The sequence below is a fragment of the Ruegeria sp. CDSA089 genome, from assembly GCF_059612205.1.
The window spans coordinates 1-25,398 of sequence record NZ_JBXWQD010000014.1 but is presented as its reverse complement, the minus strand read 5'-3'; the positions used below and the strand labels follow the sequence as shown (position 1 = coordinate 25,398).

The window sequence follows — 25,398 nt, the reverse complement described above, 5'->3', positions numbered from 1 at the left end:
GTTTCTGGCGGTCAAGCAGTTGACCTTACGTCACTTTTAATGAAAACCGCGCCAAATCGTCCCTGTGCCCGAAAACACACATGAAAACCGCCTGTTTTCCTTGTGTGAACTCGATCCTATCGAAACCTCTGTTTTTCAGCGAATCTGGTCTTGTGATACTCCCCGCGGACCGTCTCTTCCTGAGGTCCGTCACCTCCCCCCGCAACGCGCGGGGGGTCTTCTTTTCCACCAGATCGTACCTGAAATCCGGCCTTGGACTTTTGCGTGGCGGTGGGGTTGGTATAGTCGCGCTCATGAACCGATCGCTTTGAAGGCGGGAAGACATCCATGCCCGGTCTTTGCCGAGATTGCCTGACCACAGTCACCGATGACAGGCGCTGCCCCGCGTGTGGCAGCCCCCGGATCAAATCACATCCGGAACTGTTCCACCTGACAATTGCGCATATGGATTGTGACGCCTTCTATGCGTCGGTCGAAAAGCGGGACAACCCAGAACTGGCCGACAAGCCGGTCATCATTGGAGGCGGCAAACGCGGGGTTGTGTCCACGGCGTGCTATGTGGCCCGTATTCGCGGTGTGCGCTCGGCCATGCCCATGTTCAAGGCGTTGCAACTCTGCCCTGATGCGGTGGTGATCAAACCACGCATGTCCGTCTACGCCGAGGTTTCGCGCGAGATCCGCAAGATGATGGATGAGCTGACGCCCATCGTTGAACCGCTGTCGCTGGACGAGGCCTTCATGGACCTCTCTGGCACCGAGCGCCTGCACGGTGCGCCACCGGCGGTGATGCTGGCGCGTTTGGTCAAGCGCATGAAAGACGAGTTGGGCGTGACCGGGTCAATCGGGCTTTCGCACAACAAGTTTCTGGCCAAGGTAGCCTCGGATCTGGACAAGCCACGCGGGTTTTCAGTGATTGGCCGGGCTGAGACCGCAGAGTTTCTGCATGACAAACCAGTGCGCCTGATCTGGGGTATCGGCCCCGCCGCGCAGGAATCGCTGGACCGTGCCGGCATCCGCAGTTTCTCGGACCTGTTGCGCTGGGATCAGGAGGCGTTGACAGCCAGATTTGGAGCGATGGGCTATCGGCTGTGGCATCTGGCCCGCGGTCAGGACAAACGCCGCGTTTCGGCCCATGAACCGATGAAATCCATCAGCAATGAGACGACCTTTTTCGAAGACACCGCCAGCCTCGACATTCTGGACGGACATCTTTGGCGCGTGTCGGAAAAGGTCGCCGACAGGGCCAAGGCCAAAGGGCTGGCCGGGCGGGTCGTGACCCTTAAACTGAAACGAGCCAACCACAAGATCATCACGCGACGGGTATCCCTGCGGGACCCGACCCAGATTGCTGATCGTATATATCGCACGGCGCGCGCGCTATTCGATCAAGTTGGGGATCAGGGGCCATACCGGTTACTGGGCTGTGGTCTGTCGGATTTGTGCCCGGAACATCAGGCCGATATCTCGGGCGATCTGCTGGATCCTGGTGCCGCCCAAAGATCACAGGCCGAGCGTGCCACGGACGAAATTCGCCGCCGCTTCGGGACCGACGCTATCGTGAAAGGACGGGCGCTGCGCTGATCCTATTCGGCCGCCAGACGCAGGGGCTCTTCGCCGATCTGGACGACATCGCGGATGACCTGCCGCAACAGTGTGCGGAACTCGGCGAAATTGCCGTTAGGTTCGATCCGGTCCTCATCCATATATAGCGCGCGGTCGATCTCGATCTGAACCGCATGTTGGTTGCGCGCGGGGCGTCCATAGGTTTGGGTCACATAGGCCCCCGCAAACGGAGCGTTGCGCACGACCGTCAGGCCGGCGGCGACAAAGGCCGCTTCGATCCGGTCAACCACCTCGGTTGAGGCTGACGCACCAAACCGGTCGCCGAGCACAACTTGCGGCCGTTTGGCTTTGGGGCCACTGGCCATGGCAACCGCCTCGTGCGGCATCGAGTGGCAATCAATCAAAACCGCCTGCCCGAACTTGGCATGCGATTCGGCCAAAAGTGATTTCAGGCGGGCGTGATAGGGACGCCAGCACGTGTCGATCCGCAGCCGCGCCTCGTCCATCGTCAGCTTGCCACGGTAAATCGCGCGCCCATTTGCCACTACGCGGGGAATCACGCCCAGGCCCGAGGCAACACGCGGATTGTGCCCTTGCCGCCGCGCACCTTGGATCAGCGCAGGATCCAGTTCCTCTGAACTGCGGTTGAGGTCCAGATACGCCCTTGGTTTCGTGGCCGATATCAGCGGTGCCCCGAAATCTGCAACAGGCGAGAACAGCTGATCGACGAACGCATCTTCCGAGGACCGAATCGCATTTCGGTTCAAAACCGTGCGTTTCAGCAAGCTTTCGGGATAGTTCCGCCCGCTATGCGGAGACGAAAACACCATACAAGACGTGCGCTTGGCGGGCATATCCAGTACATAGGCGGCGTTCTGCATGGTGACTCCTTGTTCGGACTGAACATAGACTGGAAAATAGTTCAACCAAACCCCTTGAACCCCTTTGCGACTCCTTTTATAGACCCCGCTACCGGCGCGGGGATCCGCGCCCCATTTCGTTATGGGGCAGGGCACGCAAAGGGAAAGTGGGCGGTTAGCTCAGCGGTAGAGCACTTCGTTGACATCGAAGGGGTCACAAGTTCGATCCTTGTACCGCCCACCATGATTTCACTGTTCCGGTTTTCCGGGACACCCGCTAACCCAGGCGCTGGCCACGTCCTTGATGAAGGCGCCGCAGATTGGAGACAGACCCATGAAGGTCAAGAACTCGCTCCGCTCGCTCAAGAACCGGCACCGCGATTGCCGGGTTGTGCGTCGCAAAGGCCGCGTCTACGTGATCAACAAGACGCAGCGCAAGTTCAAAGCTCGCCAGGGCTAAGAACGGCACGAACCGATTTGAAAAAACCGCGCCTTTGGGTGCGGTTTTTTTGTTGGCGTGTGAAAACTCGGAAATTGGTAATTTTGCTCAATTCCCGTCCGCGCGTGCTGAAACACCAAACGCCGCGACACCGCATCTCTGCGACCCCTTTGATACAGCTTTATTTTTCGCGGGTTCTCTCACACCCCGCGGGCCGCGCTATTGATGTATTGGGGTGTTTTTGTTTCAGATACTCACATTCCCTCGACGCGATGTGAATTGGCAGCGCCCACTTAGTCTGCGCAGCATCTTGCAGTCGTTGAACGAGATAGGAAATTCGCCATGACAATCAAACGCCGCCAATTCGTGAAACTGGGGCTGGCTTCGGCTACCGCAGTCGCACTGGGAACGCCGTCTGCATTCGCCGGGGATAAGGAACGCACCGGCAGTCTCTCCGGTCGCAGCGGCTATAAGGTGAAGGGAACAGTTTCCGTATCCGGCGACACCGTCACCCTCAAGAGCGACTATGTGTTCGACCCCAACAAGAACCCGCCGGATATCAAGATCGGCTTCGGCAATGGTGAGAAATACGCAAAGGGTTCGAAGATCCACGACAAACTGACCGTGAAAAAGGGCGAAGCATCGTTCAAGATCCCGGCTGGAATCGACGTTTCGAAATACAACGAACTTTACATCTACTGCGAAAAGTTCACTGTGATTCTGGCAGTTGCACCGCTCAGCTAAGCCACATACACGCTTTTTTTCGAGATCCGCCTGCACATGTGGGCGGATTTCTTTTTGCCCAAGTCACCGAGGGTAGACGTGTATAGTCAGGATTCCTTCTTTGATTTATCGACAAGGGGACAGGTGGGGCTTGCGTTGCTCAGCCTCATTCTGTTTGTCCTGATGGTGTATCTGACCCGGCGTGGTTTGTATCGATTTCCTTTTTGGGCAAGGATGTCCGGGGCTATGATCCTCTTTTGGCTGTTCGTGTGGGTTTCGCCGCAAATCTACTACATGTATTACCGCATGATCATTCCGGACTTGCCCCTTCAATGGGTCATCTGGCCACTACGAGACCCGGTTAAACCGCTGCAGATGCTGCTCTTCTCGTATCAGAGCACCCTCAGCTCGCATGGCCAGGGTATCCTCGGTTGGGCAATCATTCTGGCAGCTACCCTTCCGCGCTCGCGATCCATCTAAAGGGTTGTGGAAATAGAAACCGGCCCCCGCCCGAAACACTACACTCAATAATCAGAATCAGGCCGCACTTTGCCAGCGACCATTTGACCAACTAATTTTGTCGGAATTCCTTGCATCCCAGTCAGAATCGTTTAATTGACCAAATCAGTCGGGTTATCACCCGCCACGACATTCAAAGTTGGGACATATGATGCTGAAATCCTCTACCTGTATCGCCGTCGCGCTGACGGCCCTGATTGCCACCTCTGCTGCTGCCGAGGGAGAGCTGAACCTTTATTCTTCGCGCCACTACGACACGGACGAACGCCTCTATTCCGATTTTGAAGAGGCCACAGGCATCACCATCAACCGCATCGAAGGCAAGGCCGACGAATTGATTGCACGTATGGAAGCGGAAGGCGCGAACTCTCCCGCCGATATCCTGCTGACCGTTGACACTTCGCGTCTAGCGCGCGCCAAGAATGCAGGCATCCTGCAAGCCATCGACAGCGCGGTTCTGGAAGATCGCATCCCGGCCAACCTGCAAGACGAAGACAATCAGTGGTACGGTTTCTCGCAGCGCGCGCGGATCATTTTCTTTGATAAGGCCGACGTGGCAACCCCGCCCGCTAGCTATCTGGATCTGGCCAAACCCGAATACAAAAGTCTGATCTGCATCCGGTCGTCCAGTAACACCTATAACCAGACGCTGCTGGCCTCGATCATCACCAACCATGGTGCCGAGGCAGCCAAGACCTGGGCCGAAGGCGTTGTCGCCAACATGGCGCGTGACCCGCAGGGCGGCGATACCGACCAGCTGCGCGGGATCGTTTCGGGTGAATGCGAGATTGCCGTTTCGAACTCGTACTACTTTGCCCGCGCGCTGCGGAAGGACGTGAAGGGCCTGAGCGCAGATATCGACATGATCGGTATTCAGTTCCCCGCGCAAGACGCGGAAGGTGCCCACATGAACCTGTCGGGTGCAGGTGTTGCTGCCCATGCCCCAAACAAAGAGAACGCGGTGAAATTCCTGGAATACCTCGCCAGCGAACAGGCGCAGGTGTATTTCTCGAACGGCAATGATGAATTCCCCGCCGTCGAAGGCGTGGCGCTGGCCGACAACGTCGCTTCGCTGGGCGAGTTCAAAGCGGATGAGGTGAACCTGTCCGAGGTTGCCAAGAACATCCCCGAGGCACAGAAGATCTTCAACGAGGTTGGCTGGAAGTAATCCTTCAATCCGGCGAGTGAGGGAAGGGCGCGGTTTTCCGCGCTCTTTTCTATTTACACAACTGCATTTTAAACCGATTATCTCATAATCGGAAATGATTCTCATATTTGAACCATGCTGGATGACCTCTCAAACCGACTAGCCAACCGTCTGAACGAACTGCGCCGCACGCGGGGCTGGTCACTGGATCAGTTGGCGGATCACAGCGGTATCAGCCGCGCCACCCTGTCGCGAATGGAAAAAGGAGACGTCAGCCCGACGGCCGAAACGCTTGGTCGGTTATGCGCTGCTTACAGCTTACCGATGTCCCGACTGTTGATGATGGTCGAAGACAGTTTTGCCCCGCGTGTACCTTTTGAAAGGCAACCGGAATGGCACGACCCCGAGACCGGATTTACCCGCCGTTCAGTCTCACCCCCCGCCAACGGGTTGAGCGGTGAGGTCCTTGAGGGCCACCTGCCACCCGCAACGGTGATCAGCTATGACGCGCCGCCGAAACCAGGGCAGGAGCACCACTTGATCATGTTAGACGGCGCCTTGACTCTGACCGTCGATGACGTCGCACACGACCTGACGGGCGGGGACTGCCTGCGCTATCACTTGTCCGGCCCCACCCGGTTTGAAACGCCAAGCGAGCGCGGTGCAAGATACCTATTGGTGCTGATATGATTGCCCAACTGACAGAACCGGACCTGGAAAACGCGCTCGATGACCTGACGGACATTCTGCACGCCTGTGTGCAGGACGGGGCCAGCGTCGGCTTTGTCTTACCCTTCCCCCCCGAACAGGCCCGAGCCTATTGGCACGACCACGTCTGGCCCGGCGTTGCGGCGAAGACACTGGACCTGTTCGTCGCGCGGCAGGACGGGCGCATCCTGGGAACGGTACAACTGGCTCCTGCTTTGATGCCAAACCAGCCTCATCGCGCGGACGTGGCCAAATTGCTGGTACATCCCGACGCCCGTCGGCGTGGGCTGGGTCGGGCGTTGATGATCGCGCTGGAGCAGCGTGCCGCGCAGATCGGGCGGACGATGCTGGTTCTGGATACGCGCAGCTCAGATCCCTCGCGCGTGTTGTATCAAAGCCTCGGCTTTCAGATCGCGGGCGAAATTCCGAACTATTGCCGCAACCCGTTCGAGGATCGGCTGGAGCCCACGACCTACATGTTCAAGGATCTGTCCTAAGCGTTGGTCTTGCGGACATTCGCCGCAAAGCAGTAGCCGATCCCGTGCACGGTCTTGATATAGGTCGGCGCAGCGGGATCGGGTTCGATCTTTTTGCGCAGACGCATGACGTGGACGTCGATGGTCCGGTCGCCGACAACGGTTTCACGTCCGCGCGCCTTGTCCAGCAACTGGTCGCGGGAAAACACCATATGCGGGTTCGAGACAAAAGCGTGCAGCACGTCGAACTCGGTTGTCGTCAGGTCTGCCGCAGCGCCGTCGCCGCCTGCGGTCAAGGTCCGTTCGTTCACGTTCAGCACCCAATCCCCGAACGTGATCAAGGGCGCATCCGTACCATTGGCGAGTTTTTCGTCGGGCTTTGCCCGGCGCAGAACGGTGCGGATACGAGCCAGAACCTCGCGCGCCTCGAAGGGTTTGGTGATATAGTCGTCGGCCCCGAATTCCAGTCCGACCACGCGGTCGAAAATCTCATCCCGGCCCGAGAGGACTATGATGGGGATGTTGGAATTCACCCGCAACTCGCGCGTGATGTCAAAACCGTTGCGTCCGGGCAGGCTAATATCCAGCAGGATCAGATCGACGCTGGACTTGGTCAGAACCGCATCCATCGCATCGCCATCCGCGGCGCACGTGACCTGACATCCCTGCTTCTCAAGGTAGCGTTGCAGGAAAGACCTGATCTGCGGGTCGTCGTCGACCACAAGGATATGTTCTTGAACCATATATCCAGTCCGGTGCAGGCGAGTTGAGCTTGCGCGCCAATGTTTTAGTCACAGCGTTCCACCACATGCAAGCCAGCAGTGGCAGAACGTCGGCATATGGCGATTGGAACTAGAACCTCAAGAAGGTAAGTCCATGCCCTTCCGACAATTCCTCTGTCTCGGCAGGGATCACGGCCAGACCATCCGCCTGCGCCAACAGCGCCACCCGGCCACTGTAGGACGGCGCCATCAGCCGCAGGCGTGGCGTGCCGTCGAGCGTCCGGCCCTCGATGGTGACAGGGCGGTATTCCTGACGTCCGGAACGCCGGCGCAGCGGTTCGGCCAGAACGGCCTGTTGGGGTGTTTGCGAGGCATGGTGCAGTCCGGCACGGCGGGCCATCATTTGCGATCCGATGATCTGCCATGTCACATAAGCCGAAACCGGATTACCCGGCAGACCCACATAAAGCGCGTTCCCGCGCCGCCCGAACATGATCGGTTTACCCGGCTTCATAGCCACTTTCATCACATCGACCTGACCGCCGATTTCCCCGAACACACGGGGCATGTGATCTTCGTCACCGACCGAGACGCCACCCGTGGTGATGATCAGATCGGCACTGTCGCAGGCCTCGCGCAGCACTCGTTCAAGCTTGGCAGGATTGTCCTCGACCGGGCCCTTGTCAGTCAATGCGATCCAAGGTTTGTCCAACAGCGCCCGCAGCATGTAGCGGTTCGAATTGTAAATCTGCCCCGGTCCCAACGTCTCGCCGGGTTGTTTCAATTCGCTACCGGTGGAAAAGATTGTGACTTTCAGCTTGCGATAAACCGTAACCTCTCCGTATCCGGCCGAGGCCAGCGCGGCGACCTCGCGCGCGGTGATCTCACAGCCGCGGCGCAGGATAGGCGCGTCCGCTTTCAGGTCTTCACCCGCGCGGCGGATATGCTGGCCCGGCTTGGGTCGGCGGGAAAAGCGGATACCGTCGATCAGAGCGTCGCAATCTTCCTGCATCACCACGGCGTCGAAATCCGGCGGAACCGGCGCACCAGTGAATATCCGCAGGGCGCTGCCCGCAGGCGCGTCGTGCGCGCCGCTGTCTCCTGCCGCGATTCGCCCAGCAAGCGGCAGCTCGAACAACGGGCCGTTGCCCAGATCACATGTCCGCACTGCGTAGCCATCCATGGCCGAATTGTCGAAGGCGGGCATATCCACCTTGCTGGTACAATCTTGCGCCAGAACGCGCCCAATAGCGTCGATCAGCGGCAGGGTTTCGGTATCCGTCAGTGGATCGGCCACCGACAGACCACGCCGCAGCGCATCCTCAACAGTCAGGTACATATGGGCGTGGCGGTCGCAGGCGCATCCATCAGCCATTTTGAGCCTCCATTTCAGCAAAAAGTTCTTCGAAACCTGCCCGCTCGGCCTCGCCCAGCTCGGACAGATGGGCCTTGGCCTCCTCAAGGTTCGCGTCGGGGTCGCCGACCACCAGCAGCATGACCATTCCGTGACGGCCATGCACGCGGCAGCGGATGCCGTAGACGCCTTCTTTGTCGAAGGTCAGGTCCAATTCGGGTTTTCCCCGGATCTCGAACGCGCGGGCACCCACAGGGATCATGCGAAGGATTGACGTGACCGTGTGACGCCCTGTCGATCCTTTGAACCGCACCGTCGCGCCCGCTTGGACATGCAGCAGCTTGGGTTCAAACCTAAACACATGGGCCGGGGTATCGGCACTAGGGTCTATGGTCTGGTGGACCACAGCGATTTCGGGGATATCCTCGGCCCAAACAGGCGCAACAGCCAGTGCGCCTGCCAATATCGCTGCACCTAGTTTCAGCGATGATGTCATCTGTCCCTCCGGGCCTTTCAGGCCGCCTGTGAGGGTTCCCCCAGCAGGTCAGCCAGCGCGCTGATCATCACCGGCCATTGCGCGCGGCGGTCTTCGTCGCGCAGCTCGGCCAGCAGTTCGCGGCCAATGGATACGATCGCAGGGGTGCTGTCCTTGACATAGGTCACAATCCGCTGCTCGGGGTTGGCCAACAGGAAGGGCACGATGGCCGCCCCCGCCTGATCGGGCGCGGTTTCCGACAAGAGCCGCATGGCCGCCTGCCGCACGGGGGCCGAGATATCATCCAGCAGGCTGCGCGCCACGTCTGGGGTGCCATCCCATCGGGTCAGGATATGCATCGCGTCGATGCGGAAAGCAGTATCGCCGGTTTTCACCATCGCACGCAGTTTGCCGCGCAAGCTATCCTGCGGTGGCAGATCAGCCTGTTGCAGCAGCTTCAGCGCCTGCAGGGACAGGGCGGAATCCGTGTGCGACAACCCCTTGGTGATCAAATCGACCAACTGGTCTTGATCCAATTCCGCACCGTGGCGAGCGACGGCCACGCCCAGCGCGGCAAACGCCTGCTGCGCGATCTCGGTTTCCGGGTCTTGGGCGATCTGGGCCAGCATGACCTGCATCCCTTTGACCTCGCCCAGCAGGCGGATGGCGGACATGCGGGTTTCGCGCTGCAACGCATCCGCATCGTCGTCCAGCGCCACGCGGCGGCGTTTGGGGTGGCGGGTCGCCTTGGCCAGCAGCGCCTGTTCGCGGGGGGTGAGGGGTTGGACCTCATCCTCTTGCGCTTCCTGAGTCATCTCGGCGGCAATCGCGTCATGCCCCAGAATCGCTCCAAGGCTTGAGGTCGGGCCGTTCTCACCGCCTTCGGAGACGTCCAGACCGGCCTCTTCCAGCGCGGCGATGTCGGTTTGCGGGGTCTCTGCGGGTTCCTCGTCTGCGGCCACAGGCATCGGGGCCAGAGCAAAGGACAGCAGCAACTCGCGCCCTTGTTGCTGGTTCACATGCGGGCGATCCTTGTCGGTGACGATCATCGCCAGCGATGCCACGGCCTTCAGCCGCACCGACCGGAACGGCGCGCGGCAGGCGCGTTGCAGCCATTCCGCCGCCTCGCGCAAGGGCGAGGTCGCCAGCGCATCGACGATAGCCCATTGCAGGCGCTCGGCCTTGAGGTCATCGGCATCGACCGAGAAAAGCGCATTCAGCCGATCCGCCACCAATTCCGGAGCCAGCGCCGCCAGCAGGCCTAGCGCCTGCGCGGACACTTCGGGCTGTTGACCGGTGGCGAGGAAATCCAGCACTTGCCAGCGCAGATCATCCTGATCGGCAATCGGCGTGGTGCGATCCAACCGCTCAATCAGCGCCAGTTGCACCTTGGCACCAGGATCACGCATCATGCGGTCCAGCAGCTCGGGTTCCGAGAACCCGGCCTGCTCCAGCGCCGCGATGCGGATGTCCTCGACCGCGTCCGTCAGCGCCTGTTCGACCAGAGCAGCATCGGTTGGCATCAGCGCCTCATAAGCGATCAGACGCACGGCCCCATCCTTGTCGGTGGTGGCTTTGCACAGGATCGCTTCGGCCTCGGCCCCACCGATGGCGGCGAGCGTCCGCAAGGCACGATGGCGCAGGCGGCGGTTCGAGGATTGGGTGAACACGCCCAGCGTCGGCACGGAAGCCTCACCAATCCGGCCCAGCGCTTCACAGGCTACATCGCCCAGTTCCTGCCCGTCTTCATCCATCAGGGCCATGACGATGGGTTCGATCGCCGCCACATCACCCATCCGGCCCAGCGCTTTGATCGAGGCGATCTGAGTGTCCAACCAATCGTCCCATTCGTCCTGATGCAGCTCATCCTCATCCCACGTGATGTCCTCGCCGCGTCCAGTCACAAGCGTGCGCAGATAGGGAGATGCGTCTTCGGATTTCAACTCGGCCAGAGCGGTGACGCAGGCCAGTTTCACCTCACCGCAGGGATCGTGGATCAGGTTTTCCAGCAGTTGCGGTGCGGCGTCCTGCACGCCCAGCGCGCCCAGTGCGTGGGCGGCGTCCTGGCGGACGTCTTCATCGTCATCCAGCAAAGCCTCGACCAAAGCCGGGCTATTGGCGGCGCCAATGGCACTCAGGGCCTGAATGGCGCGCAGGCGGATCACGTCATAGTCGGATTTTGCGTAATCAGAGAACAGGCTGGTGGCCTCGTCACGCAGGGCGGTATCGGAATGCATGTTCATATCGGGTCTGCCATGTTTGCTGTTGGGAGGGGTTGGGTGAAAATGGAAGGCAGGTTTCCCAACCGAAGCCTGCCTTCCAGTGAACCGGGGAACCGGCCCAGAGGTCCCTTCTGCAGTGGGACCAGACCCGAGGGGCGGCATGGCGACCGCCCCCCGGAAACACGTCAGGCGATGTCGCGCGGTGCGAAGGACATCGTACGGAACGAGGTCTTGTAGGGGCTCGGCCCCAGTTTGCGCAGCTTGGCAACGCCCATCTTGTAGTTGTAGTTGCCGCTGATCCAGTCGACGATCCGGCCCTCAAGCGCGTTCGCGGGCTGCTGCATGTGCAGGAAGTCCATGTAAACCACGCTTTTCTTGATGGCGGGCGTGACCATGGCCACGGCGGTGATCGCCGCCTTGGTCAATTCGATATGCCCGTTCTCCATCAGTTTCGAGAACTGGAAGTCGTCGCCTTCCACTCCCAGCAGCGTGGTCTTGTTGCCCGGAACGCGTTCCGAGTAGACCATCACATAGTCGCCGCTTTCGATGCCGCGCCCGGCCGCATCGTCGGGGTGAATCTCAACCCAGTTTTCCGGCCAGCGCTGCACGATATACGGGCGGCGGCGGTCGTCGAAACCGGACTGCCAGCGTTCGTTGATCCGACCGGATGTGGCCCACAGCTCGCCTTCTTCCTTGTTGGGTTTCAGCCATTCCCAATAGTCCGAGAACAGGTTCCACGGCGATTTCTGGATGTTGCACTTGCCGGTCTGGCTGTTGAAATGCGTCAGCTTCTTGTTGAACACATCCGCACCAGCCGCACCGGTTTCGGGCAGTTCGCGGGTTGTGTCGTGCAGACGTTTGGTTTCAATCAGCGTGACGCCATCGGCATCCAGCATGACCGGGCATTGCACACCGTCGGTGCCGAATTCACGGACCTTCTGGTGCAGACCTTTGCCCTCTTTCTTGGCCAGACGGTAGACCGCGTGGAAGTCCTTGCGCGACCCGCGGGTAAAGCGCACGGCCTCTTCGGCAACCTCGTTCGAGTTTTGCCAGTCGAACCCGTCAAAGCCCATCCGCTGTGCCAGCTGCGCGATGATCCACCAGTCTGGCTTGGCCGCACCGGGGGCATCATAGAACTTCTGGTACAGACGCAGACGACGTTCGCCATTGGCGCGCAAAAAGTCCTCTTCACCCCAGGTCGCTGCGGGGAACACGATGTCGGCATAGCGGTTGCCGATCGGGTCCTGCAGATAGATGTCCTGGTTGATGACCACCATACCGCCGCTGTCGGCGCGGGCCTTCAGCGTGTCAATCATCTCTTGCTTGTCGAAGCTGGCGATCTGGTGCGGGTTGCGGACTGTCAGTTCCTCGAACTTGTCGGCCAGTTGCTGGCTGCCGCACATGGACTGGATCCATGTGGTGCCGATCACATGGGCCATACGAGTATGACCTGCGATCAGATACCGGTCGGTATCCATGGCGCGGCGACGGCGACCGGGCAGTTTCTCGGGCGATTTGTTGCGCGGGTATTTCCCGCCCTTCACGCCGCCCCGCTGGTGCCCACCGGCCCGGCCAATGACCTGACCCGGACGACCGCCACAGCCACAGATGATGCCCAGTGCGGAAATCGCCTGTGTGTTGCCGGTGTTGTTGGACCAGTAGAACCCTTTCTCGATCATGACCGAGGTTTTGGGCCGTGTGCCATCCGCCTTGGGTTTGGCCAGCCATTCGGCGGCAGTATAGATTTTCTGCACGTCGATTTCGGCCATGGCGGCAGCGGTCTCGGGCGCGAACTCTTCCTGCGACAGCAGCCACTCTTTCCAGTCTTCAAAGCCTTTGGTCTGGAACTTGCCCCAGGTCGTACGCCACTGCCATGGCGTGTTGCGGGTGCCCTGACCGAAGCCGGACGAGCTTTCCCACTTGTTGTTGACCCATTTCTTGATCCAGTCGCTGTCTTCCCAGCCATTTTCCACGATGACGCGGGCAATGGCGTTGACGACCAGTAGGTCGGTGCCGGGCAGAACGTCGATGTGCAGGCCGCCCATCTTGACCGCATGGGCCACACCGGCCGAGCTGCGCGGGATCAGATAGATCTCTTTCTGACCGTTCTGCATCCCCTTCATCATCCACTGGGTATAGAGGATGGTCTTGGTCTCATACGGGTCAGTACCGCAAACCAGAAGGGTTTCCGCATCGCGCCAGTCCTCGTAGGACGGGCCGAAGTTGTCAAACCCCGCATCCCGGAAACCGGGGGTCGAGGTCACGTCGGACGGCGTGTCGTGGAAGGTGAAGTTCGCGGTGTTGATATGGCGCAGCGCGTATTTCGAGATCGCGTAGGTGTTCTCGATATACTGATAGCTGAAGGTTTTCACGCCATAGGCATTGGTGCCGTGCTTGGCGATGACGTGGTTGCCCACCTCGGCCGCCACATCCAGCGCCAGATCCCACGGAACCGGCATCAGCGTGCCGTAGATCCGCATCAGCGGTGTCTTCAGACGGTCACGTGTCGGTGTCTGCGGGTTATAGCATTTCTGCGCAATACACCCGCCCCGCAAGGAGCTGTCGCCGTCGGTGTTGACGTATTGCGTGTCCTTGTCCGGGATGATCACCACGTGGTGCGGCTGACCTTTGTGCAGAACGATATTGTGCTGGTTCGGCGCGACCCATGCACCCAGCGGTGCAACAGGGAAATCCTCGCCAAATGCGTTTTCGTCTGCGGTGGGGCCACCGGGTTTGGCCGTCACGGGCCAGCGGTAGACTTTGTAACCACAGGCCACGATGCAGTAGTCGCAGGCGGTCGAGATGACCTCGGCGCCTTTGGGCGGCAGCGGGACGTTGGTTTCGGGTACGTAATACGGGGTTGCCATGATTCCGTTTCCCTTATGCAATGAGGTTGTCGTAGCGGCCGTAGATCAGGCCGAACATGCCGACGGCGTAGATGTCATCACCGTCCAGTTCCAAAAGGACCTGCGGCAGCGACTGATAGGCTTGCCCCGAGACGAGGATGCCGTGCCGTGTCACGTCATAGGTGGACAGGTGCAGCGGGCATGGGCCCAGCACCTTATGCTCAGGCTTGTAGCTGTCATACATCGACCCGCCCTGGTGGGTGCAGGTGAGGTTGAAGGCCACAACATCCTTTTGCGGGCCGATGCCGCCGCCGCTTTCCACGCCGGTCTTGACCAGAATCGAGTCCGAGTAGTCGCCCTCGTCGGGGTAATAGAACTCGACCGGGACATCCTGTTCCAGCTCGGACAGTTTGCCGATCAACTTGCGCGGATAGGTGGATACCAATGCGGGCACCTGTTCTGCCTGACCGTGGCGAGTGGGCATGGCCACCATCACGGCAAAGGTTGTTGCGCCCGAGGCGAACAGGAACTGGCGGCGGTTCACGGTGCAGGCCTTCTTGGCCTCACCCGAACAGCTGCATCCGGTTGCGTTATGATCTTTCATGACGCTTACTCCTCTGCTGCCGCGGGAAGCGGCTGGTAATCCGGCAGATCGGGTTCTTCGACCAGAATCTCGTCACCGGACAGGGATTTCAGGAAGGCGACCAGATCCGCTTTCTCCTGATCGTTCAGGCCAAGCGGCTGGATCAGATCGGATTTGGTTGCTGCGAATTCATTCTCGCCGCCGCCCTGGTTGTAGAACTCGACTACGTCCTCAAGCGTCTCCAACATGCCGTTATGCATGTAGGGTTCGGTGTAGAGGGCGTAGCGCAGGCTCGGTGTGCGGAACTTGCCCAGATCGGCCTTTTCCTTGGTGCGGAAATAGAAGCCGGGGTCGTCCTTGGTGTGGCGATAGAAATCCTCGGTCGAGCCTTTGGAGTAAAGCTCATACCGGAAGGTCACTTGCGCCAGACCGTCATCTTCCCAGCCGCTATAAGGTGGAACGCCGGTGTTGTAGTATTTCTCATCCGACAGCAGCGCGCCGTTGTGGCATTCGGAACATTGCGCCTTGCCGGTGAACAGCTCCAACCCGCGTTTCTGTTCGTCACTCAGCGCCGCATCATCCCCGCGCAGATAGTTGTCGAAGGGTGTGTCGGTCTGAACGATGGTGCGTTCAAACGCAGCGATTGCGCGCCATGCGTTGCTGATACGCGGCCACTGATCGCCGAAGACGTCATTAAAGCGTTCAACGTATTCGGGCACAAAAGCCAGACGGGCCTCCATCATGTCGGCCTCGCCGTTGCCGGCGACTGCACCGCCTGCAGCGGATTTGGCCTGGCTTTCAAGGCTCTTACTTGATCCCGCCCAGAACAGCTTGCCGTAGTAAGCCGAGTTCACGATGGTCTGGCTGTTGCGCCAGTGAGTCGTGCCGGGATAACCGAACGAGATCGGCGCTTCGACGTCCCAGCCCACATCCGGCAGGTGACAGGCCGAACATGGCGTTGTCTCGTTCCCGCCCAGCCGCGGATCGAAGAACAGCATCTTGCCCAGTTCGATCTTGGCCTCGGTCTGCGGGTTGTCCAGCGGGATGGGCGGCTCGCCCAGCGCCACCAGCGGCGCATCGGGGTCGGGGTCTGCGCCACCGATACCGGCCTCAATCGCGATACTGTCCGCAGCGAACGCTTGCGAACTGATGGCGGCAAACAAGGCAGCGGTGGCGATTGTGCCTGAAAGGTAAGACTTAAGGTCTTTCATGGGTCCACTCCTCAGTTTGTCGTTTCGCGCCAGTTTTCGATCGGCGCATAATCCGTATCGATATCCTCGGCGACAAAGTCAGGACCGGTCAGCGGCTCGCCGGACAGCGCTTTCAGGAAGGCCACCAGCTGTGCTTGCTCGGTCTCGGAAAGGTTCAGCGGTTTGATGCGCGGATCCTTGTTTTCATCGTCACCGCCACCGGCGTTGTAGAAGGCCACCACGTCCTCGAGCGTTTCCATCGTGCCGTTGTGCATATACGGCGCGGTATAGGTCAGCTCGCGTAGCGTGGGGGTCATGAAGGTGCCGAACGTGTCGGCGGTGTGGGTGCGGATATACGCTCCGGGGTCGGCGCGCAGGTTCATGTAGTTCTCGACGCCGAGGAACTTCATCATCGTCACGAAGGTGATGTGTCGGGTCGGATCCGCCCAGATATCGGGATTGTCGCCAACGCCGATATTGTGCGGCAGATCGTCAGTGAATCGCTCGCCCGAGTGGCACGAGCTACAGCCGCTGGTGTTGAACAGCTCATACCCCGCTTTGGCCTCGTCCGACATCTCGCGGGTGTCGAAGGGCGCACCGCGCGAGATCAGCGTTTTCAGATATTCCGGGATCGCGTTACGCACGCCACCGTTCGAAGGCTCACCAAATCCGGCAGCTTCGAACATCTCGACATAGACCGGGTCCTGCTTGATGCGTTCCTGCATCAGACGCATGTCCATGTTCATGGAATAGGTCTCGGTGATGCTTTCGCGGGTCACGTCATTCAGGTTGGTGCCTATCCGCCCGTCATGGAACCATGCCTTGCGCTTGGCGCTGTTGATCAGCGTCGGCACGTTGCGGAAATGCAGGTTGCCCGTATAGGCGTCCGACAGGGCCTGCCCGTCGGTAAAACCGTTTTCCGGCTGGTGGCAACTGGAACAGGACAGCGCAGCGTCGCCGGACAGGCGCGGATCAAAGAAAAGTCGTTTGCCAAGGGCCGCCTTGGCTGGATCGAACTCTATGGCTTCTACCGGGCCCGGCTGGTCCGCCAGGGCCTGGTGAACCGGGAACGCAGCACTCATCGTCAGCAGCGAAACTGTCGACAGCGCCGAGAACCATGTTCTGGCTTTGGTTGTCATCTAAAAGCCCCTTTATCGCTATTCCGATCACTCGGTTTGGCCGAGGACCGGTACGGCGAACCTTAGGGGGCAGTTGTGTCGTGCTGATTTGGACGCGATGAAAAGACGTGAAAAGTTGTTAAGAAATGTAACAGGCGTCAGGGAACAAGAGATCGTACAATCCGCGCAAGACTCTGAACATCAAAGGGTTTCTGCACTCGAACCGTTGTATCACCTTCAGCCGGGCTTTCTGCGTCATCAAAATAACTACTGACCAGAATCGTCGGAACATCCGGTCGAACAGCCCGTGCAGACGCGATAAGATCGGTCCCCATCAGCCCCGGCATCATCAAATCCGACACAATCACGTCATAGCTGTCCGGGGCCGCCCTAAAGGCATCCAGCGCGCGCATCGGCTCGGAATAGGCCTCGACCCGGTAGCCATAGCGCGTCAGCAACCGGCGCGTGACATACAGGATGTTTTCGTCGTCATCGACCAGCAGGATGTGCTCATCCCCCGTGACGGCGCGCGCCTCTTCCTGCTGTTGCGCGCTTAGAACCGGCATCATCGGATAGAACAGGCTGAACCGGGTTCCCTTGTCGGGCTTTGAATGCAATTCGACCCGACCACGGCATTCCTCGACACTGTTGCGGACGATGGCCATGCCCAGACCAGTGCCCTTACCCACGGGTTTGGTCGAGAAGAAGGGTTCGAAAATTTTCTCCTGCACTTCGGGCGTCATTCCCGGCCCGTCATCGGTTACGTCCAACCGGACTACGCCGATCGCATCGTCGGGCAGGTCGTCCAGTGCAGTGTCTTCGGCTTGGCTGATGCGCAACACAACTGTGCCGGGGTGATCGCCGATCGCATCGAACGCGTTGTGGCACAGGTTCAGCAATGTCTGGAAAAACAGCGTGCCGTCAAACTCGGCAAAGGCCTGATCTATGTCGATGTCAAAGCGGGTCTCAACACTGGGTGGGGCGGCGACCTTGATCAGGTCCAGCGCCTCTTGCGTGGCTTTGACAATGTCCCCGCGCTGAGGGTTGCGGGGCCGTTGGCGGGCAAAGGTCAGCATCTTGCGTACCAGCGCCTGCGCCCGACGTGCCGCGATACGAATATGATCGACCGAGGTCTGGATGTCCTCGTTTTCTTCGGCATCCAGTTCGATCAGCTCGGCATTGCCGATGACGCTCATCAACACGTTGTTGAAATCATGCGCCACTGACCCTGCCAGAATGCCCACGGCCTCCATCTTCTGCACCTGCGCGAATTGCTCGCGGGTGCGGCGGGATTCGGTCATGTCCTCGCCGATACCGATATAGTGGGTGATGCTGCCATTCTGATCGACCAGCGGGAAAATCGCGGTCGAGACCCAGTAATGCGTCCCATCTTTGCGCAGGTTGCGAAACACACCATACCAGCTTTGACCGTTTCTCAGCCTGGCCTTCAGGTCGCCGTAAACCCCCTGCCCCGAATGTCCCGATTGCAGCATCTTGGGCGAATGGCCATAGACCTCGTGTGGACCATAGCCACTAAGGTCAAAGAACTTGCGGTTGGCATATTCGATCTTCAAATCAGTATCCGTGATGATGATCGAGGCCGGGCTTTGTTCTACCGCACGCGCCAGCTTGCGCTCGGCCAGTTCTACCTGTTCACGCAACGCCAGTTCGGCCTTCAGGCGGCGGTTGGCGCGCAGGATATTGGTGATCAGAAATGTGGTGAGGATAGCGATGACCCCCACCAGAACAATCAAGCCGATCAACAGGACCGAGAAGTTGCGCACCAGACGTTCGCCATCCGAAAAGGCACGCACCATACCGGACAAGCTTCTGTCACGCTCCTGCACCCACAGGGTTTCAAGCGTTGCCAGCGCTGCCAAAGCATCATTGTCATCGACACGGACCGAGGCGTCGATTTGTTCGGCGCTTAGACCGGCGGCAATGCCATCTTCAATCAGGGGAATATTGCCAGTATATTCCAGCGCCACGGCCTCAATCTGTTGAAGGGCCTCCAGTTCAGTCGGAGACGGGTTCGAGGCGCGATAGGCCGCAATCGTCCCGAGCAAACTTTGCGATTGCCGCCGCAGTCGCGGCCCCAAGTCAGGGTCATGACGCAAGACGTAGTTCTTGAAATTGTGAATCAGGCCGCCATAGCCGAAATCCTCGCGGATATCTGAAATCCAATAGCCACGCGGCGTGGTCTCGGCCGAGTATTCCTGCCACGCCACCCGCATTTCACCTATGCGCGCACCGGTCTCGCGTGACATGTAAAGAAACACAGACAGGATGATCACGAGCGCAAGGCCAATCGCAAAGGCCACCGCCAAGGGTCGCTTCAGAGACCCGCTTATCACGTCGGGACTGTCGCTCACGCCTGCACCCTTCCCAATTGGATCAACAGGAAAAGGTGTGTCACGTTTTATACGCGCAGGCTATGGCTGCGGGCGCGGCATATCTACGCTTTGGGGACGTCGTCGCCCAAACCGTTTGTTTCCGCAATGAAATCGGCCATCATGGGAACGTAGTCCTCACCCCGGCCCGCAGCCTCCATGGCCGCGAAGGCATTGCGCAGAGTCGCCTGAACCGGCGTGACCGCACCGATGCTGTTGGCCAGGTTCGAAAGGTACCGCATGTCCTTATGCGCGTTGGTGATGGCAAAACGATGGGCGTTTTCGTCTCGCTCCAGCGTCCATTTCATAAAGGTCTCGTAGAACCCGTTCGACAAACGACCGGGGCGCAGAACGGAATCCACCTGTTCCGCGCTCAGACCCGACTTTCGGGCCACGGCCAGCGCCTCGGAATACAGGACCGCATAGCCCATGGCGACGAAGTTGTTGATCAGCTTCATTTTGTGGCCCAATCCGACCTCACCCATGTGGACAACCAGCCCGGCCCAGCAGTCAATCACCGGCTTGATGCGCGCAAAAGTCTCGGGCGACGCGCCAACCATGGCATCCAGCGTTCCGGCCTCGGCCTCTTTCGGGGTGCGCCCCAGCGGAGCGTCGGCCAGGTCCATGCCTGCGCCACGGAGTTCCTCGGCCAGCTGCAGGGTCGAAACCGGGTCCGAGGTGGAACAATCCACAACGATCAAACCCTTTTTTCCTGCGGCGATGATCCCGTCGGGGGCCCGCACCAGCTGTTCCACTTGTGGACTGCCTGAGACACAGAGGTGGATGATGTCGCAGGCCTCGGCCATCTCACGAGCCGAATGAACCTCGGTCGCGCCGCGCTGCAACAGGTCTTCGACCGGTTGGCGATTACGATGCGCCATCACCATCAGCGGATAGCCGTTTTCCACGATGTTCTTGGCCATGCCATGGCCCATCAGGCCAACGCCGATAAAACCGATTACGGGTTTGTTCATGGGATTTCCTTTGTTGCTGTCGCGGCTCAGGCGTCCGAGGACTGGGTCCACAGATTGACCTCGCCATTGGAGGAATAGAGGTCGATCTCGGCCAGTTCTTCGGACGTGAATTCAATGTTCTTCAGCGCGCCGACACAGTCAACGATCTGTTCCGTCCGCGATGCCCCAATCAAAGCAGTTGTGATCCCGCCCTCGCGCAGCACCCAGGCAATTGCCATCTGCGCCAGCGTCTGACCGCGCCGTTTGGCGATGGCATCAAGGTTGCGCAAATTCTGCATGGTGGCTTCGGTCAGCAGGTCGGGGTTGAGGGACTTGTCCTCGGTGGCGCGACTGCCTTCCGGCAGGCCATTCAGGTATTTTCCGGTCAGCATTCCTTGCGCCAGCGGCGTGAAGGCGATGGACCCGATCCCCAGCTCTTTCAGCGTGGCTTTCAACCCATCCGTTTCCACCCAACGGTTGATCAAATTGTAGCTGGGCTGATGGATGATACAGGGCGTACCCAGATCCTTTAGAATAGCCGCAGCCTCGCGCGTGCGTTGCGAGTTATAGGACGAAATGCCGACATACAGTGCCTTGCCAGAGCGCACGATCTGATCCAACGCGCCCATCGTTTCCTCGAGCGGTGTGTTCGGGTCGAACCGGTGGGAATAAAAGATATCGACATAGTCGAGCCCCATCCGTTTCAAGCTTTGGTCACAAGAGGCGATCAGGTATTTTCGGCTGCCCCATTCGCCGTAGGGGCCGGGCCACATCCCATACCCGGCCTTGGATGAGATGACCAATTCATCACGGTATGCGGCGAAATCGGTTTTCAAAATCTCGCCAAACGCCTCTTCGGCGCTGCCTGGCGGCGGGCCATAATTGTTTGCCAGATCGAAATGCGTGATCCCCAGATCAAAGGCCGTGCGGCACAGCTCCTGCTTCAACTGATGGGGGCGATCATGCCCGAAATTATGCCACAATCCCAGCGAGATAGCAGGCAGTTTCAGCCCGCTGCTTCCGCAAGAGTTATAGATCATTTCATCATAGCGGGTGGCGCTGGGGACATATGGCATTGGGGAAAATCCTGAAGATATAGCAGATCGGAGTTGGCGCTATCATATGGGTCCGGACCCTTGCCCTCAAATGTCTTTAACCCCATTTAATACAGTGTAATGAACATCAAGGACCAAAGGTTTGCCACGCCCGGACCGAGTTTTCAAAAGCGCCTGCAACGCCATGCTGGACAGGCTGATGGCCGGGGCAGAGGCCACCAATATCTCGCAATTGGCGCGTCATTTGGGGGTCAGCCGCACTACAGTGCGGGCCGTTCTGTCCTATCTGGAAAAAAGGGGTTTGCTTGCCCGACAAGGACGGAGCTATGACGTGCAGCGCCTGCCAGAACAGGCCGATTACTTTTCAGCCGCCCAAACGATGGACACACGCGACGCGCTTGAAGCCGCATTCATGCAGATGATCCGCAATCAAGATCTGGGCCCCGGAACGCGGCTGAACGAAGGGCAACTGGCGCGGCAGTTGGATGTCTCGGTTCAAACTATCCGCGAGTTTCTGATCGGCCTCAGCCGGTTTGGATTTGTGCGCAAGGATCACCACAGGCGCTGGGTGCTGGAGGGCGTCACCCGCCAATATGCGTTGGAGCTGCACGAGGTTCGCGTCATGTTCGAAAGCCGCGCGGTGGAAAACCTGTGCTGCCTGCCGGAGCAGCATCCGTTCTGGGGTGGTCTGGCACGGTTGCGGCAAGAGCATCAGGCTGTGACCGCCAGCGCCGATCTTTCCACGTTGGATTTCCCGGCATTGGACACCAAGTTTCACCGCTTCCTGAATGATCACGCGGGAAACCGGTTGATCGTCGGCTTTCAGGACGCGATTGCGATGATCTTCAACCACCACTACCTGTGGCCGCTAGAAAACCAGCTCGACCATCACCTGACAGCCACCGCCGATCACCTTGCCATCATCGACAACATCGAAAGACGGGACAAGCGCAAGGCCCGTGCAGCGATGGCCGCGCATCTGGACACCACCCGCCGCCGCTTTGCCCAAGCGACCGCTAAACCGCCTGATGAACCTCGATGATATTGCCTTCGGGATCCTGAAAGAACACCTGATGCCATTCCTTGGCAAAGGCCGTTCCATAGTCGGAATAGGGGATACCATTGCCGTCCAACAATTGCTTGAAAGCCTCGATATCGTCGGTTCTGAAGGCGATATGCCCGCGTTCAACCGGATTGATGGACTCACCGTGTTTGAAAGCGACGCCAAGGTCCTTCTCGGCCAGATGCATCTGCATATGACCATCTGTTGCAAATCGGATCTTGCCGCTATAGCCGCTGTCTTCGGTCTCATCAGGGCGGGGGAAATTCTCGATCGGGATGTCGTCCAGCCCAAGGACGTGCGTATAGAAATGATGCAGGCGCTCCACGTCCTGCGAGACATAGTTGATATGGTGGAATTCCAGTTTCATGATCCGTGCGTATCCTGACGTTGATCCGATGGGTTGCAACCCTTCGGTTTGCCCCGAAGATTACGCATTCCGCCCTGCCGCGAAACCACTAATTCAAGGGCGTCTCTTAGCTATTGCGACAAGACCGCCACTTTCCCGTATACTGACCCCCAAGCGCCAGACAGGTGCAGCAGACGGAGGGGGGAATGGAACAGCGGCTCTCGGCTATTCTGGCGGCTGACATGGTCGGGTATTCCCGGCTGATGGAACTGGACGAACTGGGCGTTTTGTCCCGGCAAAAGAAATACCGACGCGAACTGATCGACCCCGAAATCGAGCGCAGCCGCGGCAGCATAGTGAAAACCACCGGCGACGGCATGTTGGCCACCTTCGATTCCGTTCAGGACGCAGTGCGCTGCGCCGTGAACATCCAAAAAGCGATGAACCTGAATGAAACTGATCTGGAAGATGATCAGAGAATCCGCTTCCGCGTCGGCATCAATCTGGGTGATGTCATTTTCGATGAGGGCGACATCTTTGGCGACGGTGTCAACGTCGCCGCAAGGCTGGAGGGGCTGGCAGAGCCCGGTGGAGTTTGCGTCTCGGACATTGTGCATCAGGCCGTGCAGGATCGTGTCGATGCGCCGTTCCGGGACATGGGCGGGCAGAGGGTCAAGAATATCAGCCGACCGATCCGGGTTTGGCACTGGTCGCCGCAGGCCGCCCCCCGGCGCGCGGCACCCGATATCTCGCTGCAACAGCGGGTAAGGTTCTGCAAATCGGCGGATGGAGTCAATCTGGCCTGGGCCTCAACCGGACAAGGGACGCCCGTGCTCAAAGCGCCGAACTGGCTGAACCATATCGAGTATGAATGGACCAGCCCCGTCTGGGGCGATTTCCTGTCCGAGATGTCCAAGCTTTGCCATCTGGTGCGGTTCGATCAGCGTGGCAATGGGCTGTCGGACTGGGATGTGGATGATATTTCAGAGGATCGGATGATCGACGACATGATCGCCGTCGCCGATGCAGCGGGGCTGGATCAATTCGGCCTGTTCGGGATCAGTCAGGGCTCGGCCTTTTCGATCCGGTTTGCGGCCAAATACCCCGATCGCGTCAAGTTTCTGGTCCTTCTGGGCGGCTACGTCCGGGGTCGTATGATGCGGGGCGATGCCGAAGCCGAACAATTCTATCAGGCCTCCCGCGCGATGGTATCCGCCGGGTGGGGCTCACCCAATCCGGTCTATCGCCATTTCTTCACCTCATCTTACATGCCAGACGCCACCCCGGAAGAAGGCGCAAGCTTTGATGAGATGCAGCGTATCTCGGCCAGCCCCGAAACGGCGCTGCGGATCATGGAGATGAACGCTTATGTGGATGCCCGCGCGGATGCACAACGGCTAAACGTGCCGACATTGGTGTTGCATGTCAGAGATGACATGGCTGCCCCGATCAGCGAAGGCCGCGAAACCGCGCGCGAAGTTCCAACCGCAGAATTCGTCGAACTTCCGGGCGCCAATCACTGCATGATCCGAGGCCACGCGGGCTTTGACGAGTTTTTTCAGGAGATTGGCCCTTTCCTGCGGCAGCATGGCGGCTAACCTGCCCCGCAAAACAGAGATGAAAGAGCGACTATGCGGAAATACACGACGCTGGATGAAATCGGCCCCTTGGAGGTCTGGCCTTTCGACAACCCCAGCAGCGACTACAAGATATTGGAAGGTCAGCCCAAAGCCTCTGGCCGGATGGACGACGGCGGCCCCGGACATGTAACACGCGCCGGAATCTGGCGCTGCGCCAAAGGAGTGTTTGAATGCACCGAACAGGGGGATGAGCTGATGACTATCCTGTCCGGCCGTTGCCAAATAATCGACCACAGTACAGGGCACACCACCGATCTGGATGTAGGAGATAGCTATTTCGTCCGGGACGGCAGCCGCGTGACGTGGAACATCATCGAGGATGTCACCAAGGTCTTCTTCGGGCATAAACCGGGCGGGTTCGACTGACGGAATCGGGAATGCCGATGGCGAAAATGCCTCCGGCGATTTCCTGTAGGTCTGCGCAAAACGCTGCATTGCCCACGTTGGTTTGACCAAAGAAAATCTTGGAACTTTGCGTAAACTTTTACGCGGTATTTACGCATAGCTTTGTACGATTTGCCCATAAGTTTGCATGCTGCAGAGAACTCATCGAACAAACAGGCTCTCAGGCTTATCTGCAGTGCCTAATTGCAGTTTACTGCCAATCACCAGCCGATGAACGCCACGTCTTAGCTTCCGCATCCCAAACACTGGCTGATGCGCAAGGCGTCGGGTTTATTCCGTCACAATTGCTTCCGTGGACATCCGCAAGGACAATGCGTTGACGCCCGAAGTCAACGACCGTCCAGCCTCGGTTAAGCAAGGAGTGAACCTCCTCTTCAATCAAGAAGTGCGACATGCATCCGCCAGTTCCGCAAAAAAGAGATGCGGCGCTCGAGCACGCGAAACCAGATTCGTTCAGAACCCAGTCGCGTTGTAGATCCCCGTCGAGATCCACTCTCTCGACCGCGCCCCAATCTAAATCAAACTGACCGTTGTTGAACTCCGCGCAGGCTTGTGCCGCCAGATCAACCTTCGCCTGAAAACCGGGCGGAAGTTGTGAAAC

At 59.1% G+C, this 25,398-nt stretch carries 24 protein-coding genes and 1 tRNA gene; 11 read left to right on the top strand and 14 right to left on the bottom strand.

Translation table 11 applies throughout. The features are described 5' to 3' along the window. Positions 1-327 precede the first annotated feature (327 nt). Positions 328-1,581, top strand: a complete 1,254-nt coding sequence (locus tag AC2FJ6_RS19930) for a DNA polymerase IV (RefSeq protein ID WP_496669784.1) — start codon at positions 328-330, stop codon at positions 1,579-1,581. A 2-nt stretch (positions 1,582-1,583) separates the two neighbouring features. Here the strand turns inward: AC2FJ6_RS19930 and AC2FJ6_RS19925 are convergent, their stop codons facing one another. Next, positions 1,584-2,444 (bottom strand): N-formylglutamate amidohydrolase, encoded by an 861-nt coding sequence (locus tag AC2FJ6_RS19925; RefSeq protein WP_170775508.1) that lies wholly within the window; start codon positions 2,442-2,444, stop codon positions 1,584-1,586. 148 nt (positions 2,445-2,592) lie between these two features. Between AC2FJ6_RS19925 and AC2FJ6_RS19920 the strand changes: the two genes are divergently transcribed. From AC2FJ6_RS19920 to AC2FJ6_RS19890, 7 genes are all read left to right on the top strand, one after another. Further along, positions 2,593-2,667: transfer RNA gene (locus AC2FJ6_RS19920), tRNA-Val, on the top strand. 90 nt (positions 2,668-2,757) lie between these two features. Beyond that, positions 2,758-2,883, top strand: coding sequence for a type B 50S ribosomal protein L36 (ykgO, locus tag AC2FJ6_RS19915; protein ID WP_005648635.1), 126 nt, complete (start codon positions 2,758-2,760; stop codon positions 2,881-2,883). 321 nt (positions 2,884-3,204) lie between these two features. Further along, complete coding sequence (locus tag AC2FJ6_RS19910; RefSeq protein WP_170775506.1) at positions 3,205-3,606, top strand: DM13 domain-containing protein; 402 nt, start codon at positions 3,205-3,207, stop codon at positions 3,604-3,606. Between the two features lie 78 nt (positions 3,607-3,684). After that, positions 3,685-4,065: a hypothetical protein gene (locus AC2FJ6_RS19905; protein ID WP_170775504.1), complete on the top strand. Its 381-nt coding sequence runs from the start codon at positions 3,685-3,687 to the stop codon at positions 4,063-4,065. Between the two features lie 190 nt (positions 4,066-4,255). Continuing rightward, positions 4,256-5,272 (top strand): extracellular solute-binding protein, encoded by a 1,017-nt coding sequence (locus AC2FJ6_RS19900; protein WP_170775502.1) that lies wholly within the window; start codon positions 4,256-4,258, stop codon positions 5,270-5,272. Positions 5,273-5,386: 114 nt separating this feature from the next. Continuing rightward, complete coding sequence (locus tag AC2FJ6_RS19895; protein ID WP_170775500.1) at positions 5,387-5,941, top strand: helix-turn-helix domain-containing protein; 555 nt, start codon at positions 5,387-5,389, stop codon at positions 5,939-5,941. Beyond that, positions 5,938-6,456, top strand: coding sequence for a GNAT family N-acetyltransferase (locus AC2FJ6_RS19890; RefSeq protein ID WP_170775498.1), 519 nt, complete (start codon positions 5,938-5,940; stop codon positions 6,454-6,456). The genes AC2FJ6_RS19895 and AC2FJ6_RS19890 overlap by 4 nt, the downstream gene beginning before the upstream one ends. Here the strand turns inward: AC2FJ6_RS19890 and AC2FJ6_RS19885 are convergent. The 11 genes from AC2FJ6_RS19885 to mgrA form a co-directional block, all read right to left on the bottom strand. Beyond that, on the bottom strand, positions 6,453-7,178 hold the full coding sequence (locus tag AC2FJ6_RS19885; protein ID WP_496669782.1) for a response regulator: 726 nt from the start codon (positions 7,176-7,178) through the stop codon (positions 6,453-6,455). The two genes, AC2FJ6_RS19890 and AC2FJ6_RS19885, sit on opposite strands and share 4 nt — an antisense overlap. Positions 7,179-7,287: 109 nt before the next feature. After that, positions 7,288-8,532, bottom strand: coding sequence for a molybdopterin molybdotransferase MoeA (locus tag AC2FJ6_RS19880; RefSeq protein WP_170775494.1), 1,245 nt, complete (start codon positions 8,530-8,532; stop codon positions 7,288-7,290). Beyond that, on the bottom strand, positions 8,525-9,007 hold the full coding sequence (locus AC2FJ6_RS19875) for a plastocyanin/azurin family copper-binding protein (protein ID WP_170775493.1): 483 nt from the start codon (positions 9,005-9,007) through the stop codon (positions 8,525-8,527). Before AC2FJ6_RS19875 ends, AC2FJ6_RS19880 begins: the two co-directional genes overlap by 8 nt. Before the next feature lie 17 nt (positions 9,008-9,024). Beyond that, positions 9,025-11,229, bottom strand: a complete 2,205-nt coding sequence (locus AC2FJ6_RS19870) for a HEAT repeat domain-containing protein (protein WP_170775491.1) — start codon at positions 11,227-11,229, stop codon at positions 9,025-9,027. Between the two features lie 164 nt (positions 11,230-11,393). Further along, a complete protein-coding gene (locus tag AC2FJ6_RS19865; protein WP_496669780.1) occupies positions 11,394-14,075 on the bottom strand; it encodes an arsenate reductase (azurin) large subunit in 2,682 nt (893 codons plus the stop codon). 13 nt (positions 14,076-14,088) lie between these two features. Then, a complete protein-coding gene (locus AC2FJ6_RS19860; protein WP_170724694.1) occupies positions 14,089-14,658 on the bottom strand; it encodes an arsenate reductase (azurin) small subunit in 570 nt (189 codons plus the stop codon). Positions 14,659-14,663: 5 nt separating this feature from the next. Then, entirely contained in the window at positions 14,664-15,848 is a 1,185-nt protein-coding gene (locus tag AC2FJ6_RS19855) for a cytochrome-c peroxidase (RefSeq protein ID WP_170775487.1), read from the bottom strand. Between the two features lie 11 nt (positions 15,849-15,859). Then, positions 15,860-16,966: a cytochrome-c peroxidase gene (locus AC2FJ6_RS19850; RefSeq protein ID WP_237217600.1), complete on the bottom strand. Its 1,107-nt coding sequence runs from the start codon at positions 16,964-16,966 to the stop codon at positions 15,860-15,862. A gap of 137 nt (positions 16,967-17,103) precedes the next feature. Then, positions 17,104-19,317, bottom strand: a complete 2,214-nt coding sequence (locus AC2FJ6_RS19845) for a hybrid sensor histidine kinase/response regulator (RefSeq protein WP_496669778.1) — start codon at positions 19,315-19,317, stop codon at positions 17,104-17,106. 83 nt (positions 19,318-19,400) lie between these two features. Further along, the gene (locus AC2FJ6_RS19840) at positions 19,401-20,360 is read right to left on the bottom strand and encodes an NAD(P)-dependent oxidoreductase (protein ID WP_331252151.1); all 960 of its coding nucleotides are present in this window, start codon (positions 20,358-20,360) and stop codon (positions 19,401-19,403) included. Further along, positions 20,336-21,364 carry an L-glyceraldehyde 3-phosphate reductase gene (gene mgrA, locus AC2FJ6_RS19835; RefSeq protein WP_496669776.1) on the bottom strand — a complete coding sequence of 343 codons (1,029 nt, stop codon included), beginning with the start codon at positions 21,362-21,364 and terminating at the stop codon, positions 20,336-20,338. Before mgrA ends, AC2FJ6_RS19840 begins: the two co-directional genes overlap by 25 nt. Before the next feature lie 121 nt (positions 21,365-21,485). Here mgrA and AC2FJ6_RS19830 point away from each other — a divergent pair, with 121 nt between their 5' ends. Then, complete coding sequence (locus AC2FJ6_RS19830) at positions 21,486-22,385, top strand: GntR family transcriptional regulator (protein ID WP_496669774.1); 900 nt, start codon at positions 21,486-21,488, stop codon at positions 22,383-22,385. Here AC2FJ6_RS19830 and AC2FJ6_RS19825 read toward each other — a convergent pair. Continuing rightward, a complete protein-coding gene (locus AC2FJ6_RS19825) occupies positions 22,360-22,773 on the bottom strand; it encodes a VOC family protein (RefSeq protein WP_496669772.1) in 414 nt (137 codons plus the stop codon). The genes AC2FJ6_RS19830 and AC2FJ6_RS19825 overlap by 26 nt on opposite strands. 185 nt (positions 22,774-22,958) lie before the next feature. Between AC2FJ6_RS19825 and AC2FJ6_RS19820 the strand changes: the two genes are divergently transcribed. Then, positions 22,959-24,350 carry an alpha/beta fold hydrolase gene (locus AC2FJ6_RS19820; protein WP_496669770.1) on the top strand — a complete coding sequence of 464 codons (1,392 nt, stop codon included), beginning with the start codon at positions 22,959-22,961 and terminating at the stop codon, positions 24,348-24,350. Positions 24,351-24,383: 33 nt separating this feature from the next. After that, positions 24,384-24,758 (top strand): cupin domain-containing protein, encoded by a 375-nt coding sequence (locus AC2FJ6_RS19815; RefSeq protein WP_170775475.1) that lies wholly within the window; start codon positions 24,384-24,386, stop codon positions 24,756-24,758. A gap of 229 nt (positions 24,759-24,987) precedes the next feature. Here AC2FJ6_RS19815 and AC2FJ6_RS19810 read toward each other — a convergent pair. Then, the coding region (locus AC2FJ6_RS19810; RefSeq protein ID WP_496669768.1) for a hypothetical protein at positions 24,988-25,398 on the bottom strand (411 nt) is incomplete at its 5' end.

Coding starts and splice junctions, on each gene's coding strand:
- AC2FJ6_RS19820 (WP_496669770.1), top strand. CDS start 22,959: ATGGAACAGCGGCTCTCGGCTATTCTGGCGGCTGACATGGTCGGGTAT.
- AC2FJ6_RS19860 (WP_170724694.1), bottom strand. CDS start 14,658: ATGAAAGATCATAACGCAACCGGATGCAGCTGTTCGGGTGAGGCCAAG.
- AC2FJ6_RS19885 (WP_496669782.1), bottom strand. CDS start 7,178: ATGGTTCAAGAACATATCCTTGTGGTCGACGACGACCCGCAGATCAGG.
- AC2FJ6_RS19930 (WP_496669784.1), top strand. CDS start 328: ATGCCCGGTCTTTGCCGAGATTGCCTGACCACAGTCACCGATGACAGG.
- ykgO (WP_005648635.1), top strand. CDS start 2,758: ATGAAGGTCAAGAACTCGCTCCGCTCGCTCAAGAACCGGCACCGCGAT.
- AC2FJ6_RS19850 (WP_237217600.1), bottom strand. CDS start 16,966: ATGACAACCAAAGCCAGAACATGGTTCTCGGCGCTGTCGACAGTTTCG.
- AC2FJ6_RS19895 (WP_170775500.1), top strand. CDS start 5,387: ATGCTGGATGACCTCTCAAACCGACTAGCCAACCGTCTGAACGAACTG.
- AC2FJ6_RS19855 (WP_170775487.1), bottom strand. CDS start 15,848: ATGAAAGACCTTAAGTCTTACCTTTCAGGCACAATCGCCACCGCTGCC.
- AC2FJ6_RS19890 (WP_170775498.1), top strand. CDS start 5,938: ATGATTGCCCAACTGACAGAACCGGACCTGGAAAACGCGCTCGATGAC.
- AC2FJ6_RS19925 (WP_170775508.1), bottom strand. CDS start 2,444: ATGCAGAACGCCGCCTATGTACTGGATATGCCCGCCAAGCGCACGTCT.
- AC2FJ6_RS19910 (WP_170775506.1), top strand. CDS start 3,205: ATGACAATCAAACGCCGCCAATTCGTGAAACTGGGGCTGGCTTCGGCT.
- AC2FJ6_RS19865 (WP_496669780.1), bottom strand. CDS start 14,075: ATGGCAACCCCGTATTACGTACCCGAAACCAACGTCCCGCTGCCGCCC.
- AC2FJ6_RS19880 (WP_170775494.1), bottom strand. CDS start 8,532: ATGGCTGATGGATGCGCCTGCGACCGCCACGCCCATATGTACCTGACT.
- AC2FJ6_RS19815 (WP_170775475.1), top strand. CDS start 24,384: ATGCGGAAATACACGACGCTGGATGAAATCGGCCCCTTGGAGGTCTGG.
- AC2FJ6_RS19875 (WP_170775493.1), bottom strand. CDS start 9,007: ATGACATCATCGCTGAAACTAGGTGCAGCGATATTGGCAGGCGCACTG.
- mgrA (WP_496669776.1), bottom strand. CDS start 21,364: ATGCCATATGTCCCCAGCGCCACCCGCTATGATGAAATGATCTATAAC.
- AC2FJ6_RS19870 (WP_170775491.1), bottom strand. CDS start 11,229: ATGAACATGCATTCCGATACCGCCCTGCGTGACGAGGCCACCAGCCTG.
- AC2FJ6_RS19900 (WP_170775502.1), top strand. CDS start 4,256: ATGCTGAAATCCTCTACCTGTATCGCCGTCGCGCTGACGGCCCTGATT.
- AC2FJ6_RS19825 (WP_496669772.1), bottom strand. CDS start 22,773: ATGAAACTGGAATTCCACCATATCAACTATGTCTCGCAGGACGTGGAG.